Consider the following 14,336-nt stretch of genomic DNA (forward strand, 5'->3'; position numbering starts at 1 on the left):
AGAGTATATGTGTTTTATTCGCTTAGGATGTCGACCTGAATTCCCTGAGTCATCAACTGCTGTCGGTAAGCTGTGGGTAGGCGATTATCCGTGATGACTCTGTTGACGGTAGATATCGGGGTCAACAGATTTTGATGCACCTGACCAAATTTTGATGCATCCGCCAGTATGATGTTTTCTGCACCTTTGGCTAATACGCTATTAATAACCTCGGCCCGCAGCACGTCACGCCCAGTAAATCCGGTACCCATCTGGTAACCGTCGATACCGATAAATGCCTTACTGAAATTCACATGACGTAAGCACAGTAGTGTCAGTGGGCCAACCATACTGTCACTTTTCTTCTGATAAATCCCGCCCAATAGAATAACTTCACAAGCTGAGTCTTTTAATTGTCGTGCAATATAGCCGCTCACTGTCACTAATGTGATGCCGGGGCGTTTTGCCAGTTGATGGGCCAGGAGAGCGTTACTGCTGCCACTTTCAATAAATATTGTCTCACCGTCGTTGACCAGCGAGGCGGCATGATTAGCCAGTTTTTGCTTCACGGAAAAATGGCGCATCATGCGAACATCAATATCATCACTTTCAAGGGCGACAGCAAAGCCATGCACGCGCTTGAGTAAACCCCGTTTTTCCAGCAGATTGAGATCTTGCCGAATAGTGACTTCTGATACATGGGTTACTTGGGCTAATTCGCTGACACTGACTCGTTTGTTGTCATTTACTCTTTGCAAAATCGTTTGTTGTCTTTGGTTCATGATCAGTCTGCCAGAGTAATAAACTTTCGTTTGAAGTATAATTTACTTTCGAATGAAATGGATTTGATCAAGGTCACGTTATTGATTAAGGGTTGATCTATGATTGCGGCTAATAATTCTTTTGCTTTGCTGGTTATATGTTTAATCAGCCTGGCTGTTTCACTCATTCAAACCGGAGGTTGTTATGGAGCTTTATCTCGATACTGCAGATGTGGCCGCAGTTAAACGACTGGCACGTGTTCTGACTTTGCAGGGAGTGACGACCAATCCCAGTATTCTGGCAAAAGCGGGCAAACCCATTTGGGAAGTGCTTCCTGCGCTGCGCGATGCTTTGGGGGGAACCGGTAAACTTTTCGCCCAAGTGTTGGCCAGCGACAGTGAACTAATGGTGTCAGAGGCCGTATTACTGTCCCAGCGGGTTCCCGGTTTAGTTATCAAAGTGCCAGCAACTGCTGAAGGTTTAGCTGCAATTAAGAAATTGAAAACTATGTCAATCCCGACATTGGGTACTGCGGTGTACGGTGCCGGGCAAGGGCTATTGTCGGTATTAGCCGGAGCTGAGTATGTCGCTCCTTATGTCAACCGGCTTGATGCGCAGGGGGGTGATGGCATCGCGATGGTACGCGAATTACAGCAATTGCTGACCTTACATGCACCGGGCGCTAAAGTGTTGGCAGCCAGTTTCCGGACACCTCGTCAGGTACTGGATTGCCTACTGGCGGGTTGTCAGTCCGTGACGATTCCTGTGGATGTTGCAGAGCAGTTTATCAGCACCCCAGCGGTTAAAGCGGCAGTAGAACAGTTTGAGCATGACTGGCAGGGCGCATTTGGCTCAGCAATCTTAAGCTAGAGTTTCATTCATACATGAAATCATAAAAAAACGCCCGCTTAGACATTAAACGGGCGTGACGGTGTCACTTAATGGCAAGTCATATAATGAAATTTTGTGTTGCTGACAAAGCTATTTATCGCTCGGTGGCTGGCGGGGCGACTGCACCTATGGGCGCTCCGGCAGCTTACGCTGCTACGACCCATTCGGCACATTTCCCCGCGAATCACTTGGTCAAGGGGCTGATTTTATCCTAGCAAGGGCATTTCCCCAACTTGCCCCCTTTGCTGGGGAAGCGAGCCTCCAGACAATAACGATGGAACTCACGTTCGGTCATCGGCGGCGTAGCGGGGTGATGACGGCGCATATGATTCACATAATTGCCATAATCCTGCACTCCCACCATCAGCCGGAAACTCTGAGCCACTCGGTGCGCAATCAAACGAACCCAAGCCCATAACGTGGTCGGGTGAGCGACGACGGGAACCAGCGGTATGCAGCGCGTAATCTGACGTGGGCCTGATGGACATGGCCGGTGCAACAGATGGCTTTGTTGCCTGCGTAATGGGATACCTGCATTAGCCACGAACAGTCTCCTCACGGAATACAATTTCTGTCTCATGCGTAGTCGGTTTGCTGGATTTCAGTGCGCGCCGAATCACGAAGAAAGATGAAATCAACATGGTCACTGCCACCAGCATAAAGAAGGCACACAAAGCGGCATTGATCTGGTTGTTAAACACAATGGTTTCCATATCCTTAATACTCTTGGCTGGGGCAATCAATACCCCTTGCTCGACACCCGCCGAGAATTTCTTCGCCTGAGCCAGGAAACCAATGCTCGGTTTTTCGTGGAAAATTTTCTGCCAGCCTGCCGTCATTGAGGTAATAAATAGCCAGATTGTTGGCAGGATGGTTACCCAAGCATAGCGCTGCTTCTTCATTTTAAACAGGACCACAGTCCCTAAAATCAGCGCCATTGATGCCAGCATCTGGTTACCGATACCGAATAGAGGCCATAAGGTATTAATGCCACCCAGCGGGTCGACTACCCCTTGATAGACAAAGAAGCCCCAACAGGCGACGGCAACGGTAGTGCCGGATAAGTTGCCAAACCATGAACGGTTATTCGCCAAACTTGGCACCACCACACCGACCAAATCCTGCACCATAAAGCGGCAAGCACGGGTACCGGCATCAACAGCTGTCAAAATAAACATCGCTTCAAACAGAATGGCAAAGTGATACCAGAACGCCATCATATTGCGGCTATTAAAGACTTCGCTGATAATATGCGCCATCCCAACCGCGAAGGTTGGTGCACCACCGGCGCGCGATAAGATCGAGTTTTCGCCGACATCTTTAGCGATCATGGTGAGGGTTTCAGGTGTGACGACAAATCCCCAGCTATTGATGGCCAGAGCGGCACTTTCTACCGTGGTGCCAATCAGTGCCGCCGGTGAGTTCATGGCAAAGTAAACGCCCGGATCGATAACCGATGCACAAATCAGCGCCATAATGGCGACAAATGACTCCATCAGCATCGCACCGTATCCGATAAAGCGGGTATGGCTTTCGCGTTCCACCAATTTCGGCGTGGTACCACTGGCGACCAGCGCATGGAAGCCCGAAATAGCACCACAAGCGATAGTGATAAACAGGAATGGGAACAAGCTCCCGGAGAAGACCGGCCCGCTGCCATCAATAAAGCGCGACACGGCAGGCATTTTCATTTCTGGCATGGCAAACACAATACCAATCGCCAAACCGATAATGACGCCAATTTTAAGGAAGGTCGATAAATAGTCACGTGGTGCCAACAGCAGCCATACCGGCAGAACGGAGGCGATAAAACCATAAATGACCAACACCCAGGTTAAAGTGGTACCGTGCAAGGTAAAGAATGGCCCCCAGTAAGGGTGTGCGGCAATATTCCCGCCGTAAATAATTGCCGCCATCATTAATACAAAACCAATTAGTGATACTTCGGCGATTTTGCCTGGGCGCAGGAAGCGCATGTACACGCCCATAAATAGTGCGATCGGGATAGTAGCAGCAATGGTAAACAGGCCCCACGGGCTGTCGGCCAGTGCTTTAACCACGACTAATGCCAGTGCAGACAAGATGATGATCATCACCCCTAAGGCACCCAACATGGTGATAATGCCCGCAAAAGCCCCTAATTCTTGCTTTGCCATTTCCCCTAATGAACGGCCATCACGGCGGGTTGAGATGAACAGGATAAGGAAGTCCTGTACCGCACCTGCCATCATTACACCGACCAAAATCCAGATAGTACCGGGTAAGAAGCCCATTTGGGCGGCCAAAATAGGCCCAACTAGCGGCCCGGCGCCGGCAATAGCCGCAAAGTGGTGGCCGAACAGTACCCATTTATTGGTCGGAACATAATCCAGACCATCATTACGTCGCTCTGCCGGGGTTAAACGGCGGTCATCCAGCTCGAAGACATTCTTGGCAATAAACAGACTATAAAAGCGGTAGGCGATGCTGTAACAGGCTACCGATGCAATCACCAGCCAGATGGCATTGACATGTTCGCCTCGGCTCAATGCCAGCATGGCAAACGCGAATGCACCTATTAACGCGACGGTCAGCCAGATGACGACAGTCTTGACGTTTTTCATGGGTAACGACTCCTTGTTATGGGGAAAATTTAACGGTAATCAGCACCCGTTTGGGAAAAAAGATGCAACCGTTAGTTAACATAGGAGCTTTAATGTGAAAGAAAAGTAGCGAAAGTGAGAACTGTGATGAGGTAAATGTTTTTTGCTCACCATTAGAATCATTTTCTTACATATTGTGATGACTACCCGGCAGTACGAGTACGAAGTGAGAATGCCTGAGCGGATAATAGCGAACATAAAAAAGCCGTAATGATGTACATCACCACGGCTTTTCCCGTCATATTTCAAGCTGCATGTGTGTTGGTTGCCATCACTTACCCAAGTCATCGAGTTATCTCAACTCCTTGGGTTCATTCTGTTGCCGCCTTCCTGCAACTCGAATTATTTAGGTTATAATTAATTAATGTATTGATTCTAAACATCAAACCACGGGGCGCGCCACAACGTTGCGCGTTTCCATCCGTACTTCGGCAATGCGCACTTCAATTTTGTCGCTCTGGCTGTAAACCGTTTCGCCTTTGATTTGTATGGTGCCGGTTTCCTGGCTGCACACCATTTCATCACGCACCGCATGAATAAAGGGCGCGGGAATAAAGGCGACGGCGCCATTATCCAGTAAGCGCACCCGTAGGCCGCCGCGAGTGACATCAATAATTTCCGCAGGGAAGCGCGTATCTGTGCCTGCCATCGGTTGTAGGTAACGGGCATACAACCAATCACCGACATCACGTTCAGCCATGCGATTCAAACGGCGGCGTTCGGCCAATTGAACCGTGATCTCGTCCTGTGGTTTTTCCGCTTGCTGACCCGTAATAATAGCTTTCAGCAGACGATGGTTGACCATATCGCCGTATTTACGAATTGGCGAGGTCCAGGTGGCGTATGCTTCAAGCCCTAAACCAAAGTGGGGGCCGGGAACCGTGCTGATTTCAGCGAATGTCTGGAAACGGCGGATGCGGCTGTCGAGGAACTGGGTCGGTAAGGCATCAAGATGACGGCGCAATTCACAGAAACCAGGTAAGGTCAGCAGCGCTTGCGGATCGGCTTCCACCCCATTGGCCTGCAACACATTAGCGGCTTGCTCAACCAGTGCGGGATCAAAACCGGTATGCACGTTATATATGCCAAAACCAAGATTATCACGCAGCGCAATAGCCGCACAGACGTTGGCGGCAATCATGCACTCTTCCACAATACGGTTAGCAATGCGGCGGTGTTCAACAATGATATCCAGCACTTCGCCTTTTTCGCCCAACAAGAAGCGGTAGTCAGGCCGGTCTTTAAACACCAATGCATGTGTTTCACGCCAATGGCTGCGCGCTTCGCAAACACGTTTTAATAATGTGATTTGTTCAGCGATATCAGTATTTTGTGGCTGCCAATTACCACTGCCTTCTAACCAATCAGAAACTTCGTCATAAACCAGTTTGGCTTTCGACTCAACCCAAGCGGCTGAGAAGTGAATGTCATCACCGAGCGTGCCATCAGCAGCGATAGTGACGCGGCACACCAATACCGGGCGGCGTTCATTCGGTCGCAGTGAGCAAAGATTATCGGATAGGTCACGTGGCAGCATCGGGATGTTAAAGCCCGGCAGATAGTTGGTAAATGCACGTTTACGGGCAATTAAGTCCAACTCACTGTTTTCATCAACATAAGCAGTAGGATCGGCAATAGCAATGGTCAACAACAGCGAGCCGTCACCATTGTCTTGCACATGCAAAGCATCGTCCATATCTTCCGTGCTGGCGCTGTCGATAGTGACAAAATTAAGCGCAGTCAAATCTTCACGTTGCAGATTGGCATCATGCAGAGCAGATTCAACCATTACGGGCGCTTCACGTTCCAGATTATGGCGCGCCAAGGTGACCCACCAGGGGACAAAGTGATCTTCACCATCAGTAATAAAAGCAGTCAGATCGGCATTAAAGCCACGATCGCCTTTTAATGGATGGCGGCGCATCTCGGCCACTGCCCAATCACCGGTCTGGAAATCGTGAGTCAGTTCACGCACTGGACGACATTGAATGGCATCACGCAGCAGAGGATGGTCAGGAACAATAGACAGGCGGTCATCTTTTCGTTGCACACGGCCAACAAAGCGGGATAAAAATGGCTCAACCAGGGTTTCCGGCTCAGCAATTTCACGATCTTTATCGGTGTGAAGAGTGGCAATAATACGATCGCCATGCATGACTTTTTTCATCTGTGGCGGCGGAATAAAGTAACTTTTCTGCCCGTCTACCTCAAGAAAGCCAAAGCCTTTCTCAGTACCTTTAACCACGCCTTCGACGCGTGGCGTCTGAGTGTGAAGTTGCTGTTTTAGCTGCGCCAGCAGCGGGTTATCTTGAAACATATCGTCCAGTGAATGGTGTAGTGAGTGGGATTAATCCGGCTGACAGTTTTACGCGAATCAGCCCCATCGGGCAAGCGGCATATCATTTTGCAGAGGAATTCCCTATTAAAAGCAGGGGTATGTCTGGTGCCTTTTGTCAGCCGTGCTCCATAATAATTGGCCCCGACGAATCAGGGCCAGTTTCATGACGGTATTCAAGCAATGCGCAAGGTTTGCGGTTGCTGCCAGCGCCGCACCGTCACCGGCACGGATTTTGAGGTTGGCGTGTGGGTTTCATCACCAAAGCTGGACAACGGTACCAGAGGGTTAGTTTCAGGGTAATAAGCAGCCAGATTTCCGCGAGGAATATCGTAGCTCACCAGCTTGAAACCACTGACTTTTCGCGTAACTCCATCATTCCACAGCGTTTCAATTTCAACTAAATCACCCTCTTTTAATGCCAGTTCAGCCAAATCTTGCGGGTTAATAAACAGCACTTCCCGTTGACCATACACCCCGCGATAGCGGTCATCGAGGCCATAAATAGTGGTGTTATATTGGTCGTGTGAACGTAACGTTTGCAGCACAAAAGGAGCCTGCTCACCGGCAATCTGCGGAAATAAGCTATCAGGGAGCATTGATGCACAAAACTCGGCTTTTCCACTGGGGGTGGCAAATTGCATTTCGGCAGCAGCACTGCCCAGATAAAAACCACCGGGCTGCTCGCAGCGGGCGTTAAAGTCATCAAAACCTGGAGTGGTTGCGCCAATATGGTCACGAATCAAGTTGTAATCATCGGCCAATGCCAACCAATCCAGCGCTTTCCCCTCAGCAGGCTGCTGAGCAAAAACAGCATTGGCGATTCCGCAAACAATGGCTGTTTCTGAGTGTTGAGTCTCTGCCAGCGGTTTTCCCACACCTTCAGAGGCATGTACCATGCTAAATGAATCTTCAACGGTAATAAATTGTGAGCCAGTAGCTTGCATATCACGTTCAGTACGGCCCAGTGTCGGAAGAATCAAGGCATCAGCACCGGTTATCAGATGGCTACGATTGAGTTTGGTGCTGATGTGCACTGTCAGATCACAGCGGCGCAGTGCTTGCGCGGTACGCTCGGTGTCAGGAGCTGCTGCTGCCAGATTGCCACCCAGGGCAATCAATACTCTGACTTCGCCGCGCAGCATGGCTTCAAGCGCTTCCACGGTATTATGTCCGGCGGTTTGAGGTGGGGTAAAACCAAAATGCTTGCCTAAGCGCGTTAACATGGCTGCAGAGGGTTTCTCATCAATCCCCATAGTGCGGTTACCTTGCACATTACTGTGACCTCGAACCGGGCATAAACCCGCCCCAGGCTTGCCTAACTGGCCAAATAACAGTTGCAGGTTAGTCAGCTCCCTAACTGTTATCACTGAATGTTTATGCTGCGTGATGCCCATTGCCCATGTCAGGATAACGCGCTCTGCATGCTGATAAATATCTGCTGCATGGCGTATTTGCGCCTCGGTTAAGCCTGATTGCTGGGTAATCTGCGACCATGACGTATTATCAACCGCCGCCAGATATTCATCTATTCCTTGAGTGTGTGCTGCAATAAACGTTTCATCCAATAAACCGGGTAGCCCTTGTGCCAGTTGCTGGCGATGAGTTTCCAGCAAAGCTTTCACCATACCGCGAACGGCTGCCATATCACCGCCAAGATTGGGTTGAAAATAGGCAGAGCTGATGGGGGATGATTTAGGCGTCAACATTTCAATCGGGTTTTGTGGGTCAGCAAAGCGTTCCAGCCCGCGTTCACGCAAGGTATTGAAGCTGACAATCCGTGCGCCGCGATCTTTGGCATGACGTAAGCTGTGTAACATTCTCGGATGGTTGGTGCCTGGGTTCTGCCCGAAGATAAAAATAGCATCAGCCAGCTCGAAATCCTGCATACGAATGGTACCTTTACCGACCCCAATACTCTGTTTCAGGCCGGTACCACTGGCTTCATGGCACATATTTGAACAATCCGGGAAATTATTTGTTCCCAACATGCGGCCGAAAAGCTGATAAAGATAGGAGGCTTCATTACTGGCTCGGCCTGAAGTATATAGCTCCAACTGATTTGGGTTATCCAACCCATTAATATGCTTGGCGATTAACTCAAGAGCACTTTCCCAACTGATAGGTTGATAACGGTCAGTCTCGGGGTTATAGCGCATGGGATGGGTGATCCTCCCTTGATATTCAAGAAAGTAATCACTCTGTTGGCGCAGGGTGGTCAGGCTGTGTACCGTAAAAAACTCCGGCTCCACCGCCTTGCGAGTGGCTTCCCAACTCACCGCTTTGGCCCCATTTTCACAAAAACTGAAAGTGCTGTGGTTGTCATCTCCCCAGGCGCAGCCCGGGCAGTCAAAACCTTTGACTTGGTTGACGCGCAACAAGTTGCGAATATTCTTTAATGCTTGCTTGCTGTCCAACACAAAGCGCGTGGTGGCTTCAAGGGATCCCCAGCCACCAGCAGCGCCGGTGTAGGGTTTTATGGCTGATTTAAATTTCATATCATACGCCGCAGGTGTTTTTTATGTTTCAAACAGGTAATAAAATGATTAACTGTTTGATTCTGTTTTGTCACAAGTCTAGTGGGGCGGGGCACTAGCGTCTAATCGAATACCGCAATCGCGGCATAGAGCAGGTTTATCACCCACGTACTGCGGATCAAATCCGTTGATATACATCTGGTGAGTTAATGGCTGTATCTTGTATTGATGAAATAATATCATTCACCTGCTTGAGGTTGATTTTTATCTGGTTTAAATAATGGCCAACTGACTTAGTTTCGCTATTTTTTAATGGCCGGAACCTTAATGCGTTAAATATGAGTAGCAATATAAATAATGAAAAATAACCATTAAATAAAAGCAATAACATTAGTCATGTTTAGCGGCATGGCTGAGATATATTAAGGCAGCTCTTTTCCTACCTTTACCGGGCTACATCCATCATCATCTTGATGAGAATAATAAAATGACACAAACACAGTTGGCTATTGGAAATAATCTGGCTAGTGCTGAAAGTACAATATAACTTAATGAGTTACCTAAAGTTATTATTGATTTTATCACCGGGGAGCACACATCAGAAAGGGGCTTTCTTTACCAACCAGGCAAGATGAAGTGGAGGCTTATCTTGGGAATAAAAAATAGATGTCCCTGGTCTTGAACCGAAAGACATTAAATCATTATTGGATGGAATTCATAATCATGCCTTAAATTGGAATGATGTGGAACAAACTGTATTACCTGACCTCGATGGCGTGCGCTCTGTGCTTTGCCGAAATAGAAGAGTTTGGCGGTGCGTCATTCCCTTTTGAACGTAATTTACTGGAATGACACATAATTTTTCACACTTCCAACGTCACCAAAGCGGGTTTTAAAATGATGGAAGAGGGGGCGTGGAAGTCGGAACGCCGTTCGCATCAAATTTGAGATCAACTTTACACTGTTCAGCCTCAGTAGGGGTTTTATATCCCGCCTGCTGCGCTAACTCATTTGCTAGCGCCTCGGCAATTCTGGCATCCGCTTTCGCTTCCGCTGCTACTCGGTTAGGTTCCTCAATTTTGTATTCTGCTCTCGCCCGAGCTATCTCCTGTTGAACAGCAGATAGCTGCTTTTGGGGACTGACATTGGTGACATCACCGCTCTGATTTGGAGCCTTGGCAAGTTTTGCTGTCAGTTCCTGGATCAAGTCTTTAACAAGTTTATCCGTCGAAGTACCAGTCTGCTGCTTGCTTTTATCCTGCGGCTTCAATTCAATACTCCGCGATGGCGTCAAAAATGAAGGCGCTGGCATAGGAGGCGCGGAAGTCGGAATGCCGTTTGCATCAAATTGAAGTTTAACTTGAGCCGGCTCAGTCTGAGCGTTGGTTTTATTTCCCGCCTGCTGTGCCAACTCATTTGCTAGCGCCTTGGCAATTCTGGCATCCGCTTTTGCTTCCGCTGCTACTCGGTTAGGCTCCTCAAGTCTGTCTTTTTCTTTCGCCTGAACTATCTCCTGCTGAATAACAGATAGCCCCTTATGGGGGCCGCCATGGGTCACATTACCGGTATTATTTTTAACCGCGCTCAGTTTTTCTTTCAGTTCCTGGATCAGATCTTTAGGCGATATATTAGCCAGGGAACCTGTCGGTTTATTTGAAGTATTCTGCTGTTTTAACACTATATTCTGAGACACTGGAATATGTGAGGAGATTGAGGAATGTTTCTCAACTGGGGAGTGTTGTCCCTGCAAGCGAGATAATTTACGTTCTACAGGTGATTGAGTAATCCTGACAAATTTTTGGGAGAATCCCTCAATACCCATTTTCTGTTTATCATGACCGTTTTGTGCCGATTTTTGATAAAGAGAGATTCTCTGTTGTAGTCCCGAACTAATTTTGGCTATCGTCATTAAATGCTGCTCCTATAATAATTTATAGGAAAGATAACAGAACAATATTGCAGTTCCTTGCAAGAAACGATTAGCTGCGTTAGACATTTCGCTGGTGATCACTAACACGCCTGCGATGTGATTCATTCAGATTCAATCATTAATGTTCGGGATAAACTTTTTCTTTAAATTCACACAAATCTTCAATAATGCACGAACCGCAGCGAGGTTTGCGGGCAACACAGGTGTAGCGGCCATGTAAAATCAGCCAATGGTGGCAGTCCAGTTTAAACTCAGCGGGAACCACTTTGAGTAACTTGGCTTCAACCTGATCAACATTGCTGCCAGGGGCGAACCCTGTGCGATTACATACACGAAATATATGCGTATCAACGGCAATCGTCGGCCAACCAAAAGCGGTATTCAGCACCACATTGGCGGTCTTACGGCCAACACCCGGTAGCGCTTCCAGTGCTGCACGATCTTCTGGTACTTCGCCGTGATGTTTTTCCAACAACATCCGGCAGGTTTTAATCACGTTCTCAGCTTTGGTGTTAAACAAACCGATAGTTTTGATGTATGACTTGAGGTTATCAACACCCAGATCCAATATGGCCTGTGGAGTATTAGCCACGGGATAGAGCTTAGCAGTCGCTTTATTGACACTGACATCGGTTGCCTGTGCCGACAAAAGCACCGAAATCAACAACTCAAAGGGCGTGCTGTAGACCAACTCTGTCGTTGGGTGTGGATCGTTATCCCGCAGGCGGGTCAAAATAGCGACACGTTTCTCTTGATTCATAAGGCTTTCTCTGCCACCCCATCCTGAAGTTGCGGTGCAGTAGCCAAGGTTGCGGCTTTGCGCGCTTTCATTTTCTCATCAATGACATATTTCCCGGCTAGCAGCAAACCCAGGCCGATAAACGCGCCCGGTGGCAACATGGCTAATAGGAAAGGGCTGTCCAGATGCAAGACTTCAATGCGCAGTACTTTTGCCCAGCCACCAAGTAACATATCGGCACCATCAAACAGAGTACCATTACCCAAAATTTCACGCAGTGAGCCCAAGACAAATAATGCGCATGTTGCTCCCAGCCCCATAGCTAAGCCATCCAGAGCCGATAAACCCACAGGGTTCCTGGCGGCGTATGCTTCTGCCCGACCAATGACAATGCAGTTGGTAACAATCAGCGGGATAAATATCCCAAGAGACTGATATAAGCCAAATGCATAGGCGTTAATCAGCATTTGCACAGTACTGACCACTGAAGCAATGATCATCACATAAATAGGGATGCGGATTTCATTAGGTACCCAGCGCCGCAGCGCCGATACTGCGGTGTTGGTGCACACCAATACCAGTGTGGTGGCTAGACCCAAGCCTAGCGCATTAGTTGCCGTAGATGAAACGGCTAACAGCGGGCACAGGCCCAGCAGTTGCACTAATGCCGAGTTATTTTTCCATAGCCCTTGGGCTAATAAGTCTCTTGCTTCACTCATTGATTTTCTCCACAGACGGGCAAGCTATCGAGTCTTGCCGGCAGAGTTTCTAAAAATAGCGCCGTATTTTTCACCGCACGAACTACTGCTCTTGGCGTGATGGTCGCGCCGGTAAACTGATCAAAGTCACCGCCGTCTTTTTTCACCGCCCAGCGCTTATCTTGCTCACCTTCAACATGTCGACCGCTGAAATGATTGATCCAGTCAGATATACGAATATCAATTTTATCACCGAGGCCGGGGGTTTCGTGATGTTCAATCACCCGACTACCCCATACGTTACCGGCAAAGTCTGCTCCAACCAATAATTGGATAGCGCCGGAATAGCCATCTGGCGCGGTAGTTTCGATGGCGGCAGCGACGGGTTGGCCCTCTTTGCGTGCCAGATAAAGGCGGTGAGGGGCCATATTGCCGAGCATTGAATCAGTGACAACGTAACACTCAGCTTGCATGTCATTGTCATAATTTTCTGCTGGAACGACCTGATCCAACAAGGCTTTCTGTTGTAGTGCAGCCTGATGGGCGATTGTAGATTCGGTTAACGAATTAACCACTGCTGTCAGCCCTGTGGCACCTGCGGCAAATAATGCCAGAGTGATGCCGTGACGCTTCATAGTGTTGAGCATAACGGCTCCTTATTTCTGCCCACGCTGGTGACCATAAACGCGAGGTTGAGTGTAGTGATCAATCAGTGGAACACAGATGTTGGCCAGCAGCACCGCAAATGCTACCCCATCGGGATAACCGCCGCAAACGCGAATCAGCCACACCAAAATGCCAATCAATGCACCGAAAATCAGCCGACCACGAGGTGTTGTCGAAGCGCTGACCGGATCGGTTGCAATAAAGAACGCACCCAGCATGGTGGCACCGGAAAACAGATGCAACATGGGGGGCGCGAAACTGTGTGGCGCAATCATCCAACTGAGAGCAGCACAACTTGCCAACGCCAACAGAAAACTCACCGGAATATGCCAGTGAATGGCTTTACGCCATAGCAGCAACAGGCCGCCTGCCAGGAAACCAAGGTTAATCCATTGCCAACCAATACCCGCCAGTCCCCCGGTAAAAATCGGTTGTTGCAGAATCTGTTCCACGGGTTGGGAGCGCAGTGAGGTTTTAAAACTATCGAGAGGTGTGGCCTGACTTATCCCGTCATAGCCAATCTGCAGTTGGTGAATATCGGCGCCATTTTGGGTGAATCCGGTGAAAATGGTTAATAAGCTGTCATAGAATCCAACCGGCGTTCCCTGTAATGGCAGAGGAGGAAGCCAACTGGTCATTTGTACTGGGAATGAAATCAGCAGAACAACATAGCCGACCATTGCAGGATTAAACGGATTCTGGCCTAAACCGCCGTATAGTTGTTTGGCAATAATAATGGCAAATGCAGTGCCCAGAACAATCATCCACCATGGAGCAAGTGGCGGCAGACTGATACCTAACAATAAGCCAGTGAGCAGGGCGGAGTTATCCTGTAATCGTGCCAGTACCGGCTGTTTACGTAAATGCAAGACAGCGGCTTCGGCTAGCACGGCGGTAATTATAGCCAGTGCAACTTGGATCAAGCTGCCATACCCAAAGAACCAGGTCTGGGCGATAATCCCCGGAATGCAGGCTAAAATAACCAGCAGCATAATACTGCGGGTGCTACGTTGATTATGCGTAAAAGGGGAACTGGCTATCTGCAACCCTTTGTTCTGGGGCGATGTTACAGGCCTGAATTTCATGAAATTACAACCATATGTCAAACACTTATCAGGATTCTCAAACGCAGGCGTTGCGCGGGCAAGTCGATGCTTGCGGGCGTCAATACACTCAGCCGTCAGGGGGATAATATTGGTGCAGCATTCTACCCTATT

At 48.8% G+C, this 14,336-nt stretch carries 12 protein-coding genes; 2 read left to right on the forward strand and 10 right to left on the reverse strand.

Annotated elements, in window-relative coordinates; all coding sequences use genetic code 11:
* Positions 1–14 precede the first annotated feature (14 nt).
* A complete protein-coding gene (locus tag ACF3VQ_RS09905) occupies positions 15–761 on the reverse strand; it encodes a DNA-binding transcriptional regulator YciT (protein ID WP_392435099.1) in 747 nt (248 codons plus the stop codon).
* A 184-nt stretch (positions 762–945) separates the two neighbouring features.
* Here ACF3VQ_RS09905 and fsa point away from each other — a divergent pair, with 184 nt between their 5' ends.
* Both fsa and ACF3VQ_RS09915 read left to right on the forward strand, forming a co-directional pair.
* Positions 946–1,611, forward strand: coding sequence for a fructose-6-phosphate aldolase (gene fsa / locus ACF3VQ_RS09910; RefSeq protein WP_392435101.1), 666 nt, complete (start codon positions 946–948; stop codon positions 1,609–1,611).
* A 71-nt stretch (positions 1,612–1,682) separates the two neighbouring features.
* Entirely contained in the window at positions 1,683–1,847 is a 165-nt protein-coding gene (locus tag ACF3VQ_RS09915; protein WP_392435102.1) for a hypothetical protein, read from the forward strand.
* Here ACF3VQ_RS09915 and ACF3VQ_RS09920 read toward each other — a convergent pair.
* The 9 genes from ACF3VQ_RS09920 to rsxD form a co-directional block, all read right to left on the reverse strand.
* The gene (locus ACF3VQ_RS09920; RefSeq protein WP_392435104.1) at positions 1,844–2,176 is read right to left on the reverse strand and encodes a YbdD/YjiX family protein; all 333 of its coding nucleotides are present in this window, start codon (positions 2,174–2,176) and stop codon (positions 1,844–1,846) included. The genes ACF3VQ_RS09915 and ACF3VQ_RS09920 overlap by 4 nt on opposite strands.
* Positions 2,169–4,235: a carbon starvation CstA family protein gene (locus ACF3VQ_RS09925; RefSeq protein WP_077293851.1), complete on the reverse strand. Its 2,067-nt coding sequence runs from the start codon at positions 4,233–4,235 to the stop codon at positions 2,169–2,171. The genes ACF3VQ_RS09920 and ACF3VQ_RS09925 overlap by 8 nt, the downstream gene beginning before the upstream one ends.
* A gap of 421 nt (positions 4,236–4,656) precedes the next feature.
* A complete protein-coding gene (locus ACF3VQ_RS09930; RefSeq protein ID WP_392435106.1) occupies positions 4,657–6,591 on the reverse strand; it encodes an exoribonuclease II in 1,935 nt (644 codons plus the stop codon).
* Between the two features lie 194 nt (positions 6,592–6,785).
* Positions 6,786–9,107 carry an FdhF/YdeP family oxidoreductase gene (locus tag ACF3VQ_RS09935; protein ID WP_392435108.1) on the reverse strand — a complete coding sequence of 774 codons (2,322 nt, stop codon included), beginning with the start codon at positions 9,105–9,107 and terminating at the stop codon, positions 6,786–6,788.
* Positions 9,108–9,978: 871 nt separating this feature from the next.
* Positions 9,979–10,995 carry a hypothetical protein gene (locus tag ACF3VQ_RS09940; RefSeq protein ID WP_392435110.1) on the reverse strand — a complete coding sequence of 339 codons (1,017 nt, stop codon included), beginning with the start codon at positions 10,993–10,995 and terminating at the stop codon, positions 9,979–9,981.
* A 139-nt stretch (positions 10,996–11,134) separates the two neighbouring features.
* Positions 11,135–11,776, reverse strand: a complete 642-nt coding sequence (gene nth / locus ACF3VQ_RS09945; protein ID WP_392435112.1) for an endonuclease III — start codon at positions 11,774–11,776, stop codon at positions 11,135–11,137.
* Complete coding sequence (locus tag ACF3VQ_RS09950) at positions 11,773–12,474, reverse strand: electron transport complex subunit E (RefSeq protein ID WP_392435114.1); 702 nt, start codon at positions 12,472–12,474, stop codon at positions 11,773–11,775. Before ACF3VQ_RS09950 ends, nth begins: the two co-directional genes overlap by 4 nt.
* Complete coding sequence (gene rsxG, locus ACF3VQ_RS09955) at positions 12,471–13,100, reverse strand: electron transport complex subunit RsxG (RefSeq protein WP_392435116.1); 630 nt, start codon at positions 13,098–13,100, stop codon at positions 12,471–12,473. Before rsxG ends, ACF3VQ_RS09950 begins: the two co-directional genes overlap by 4 nt.
* Positions 13,101–13,109: 9 nt before the next feature.
* Positions 13,110–14,204 (reverse strand): electron transport complex subunit RsxD, encoded by a 1,095-nt coding sequence (rsxD, locus tag ACF3VQ_RS09960; RefSeq protein ID WP_392435118.1) that lies wholly within the window; start codon positions 14,202–14,204, stop codon positions 13,110–13,112.
* Between the last annotated feature and the right edge of the window lie 132 nt (positions 14,205–14,336).

The sequence above is a fragment of the Yersinia fenwicki genome, assembly GCF_043099325.1.
Taxonomy (GTDB): Bacteria; Pseudomonadota; Gammaproteobacteria; order Enterobacterales; family Enterobacteriaceae; genus Yersinia.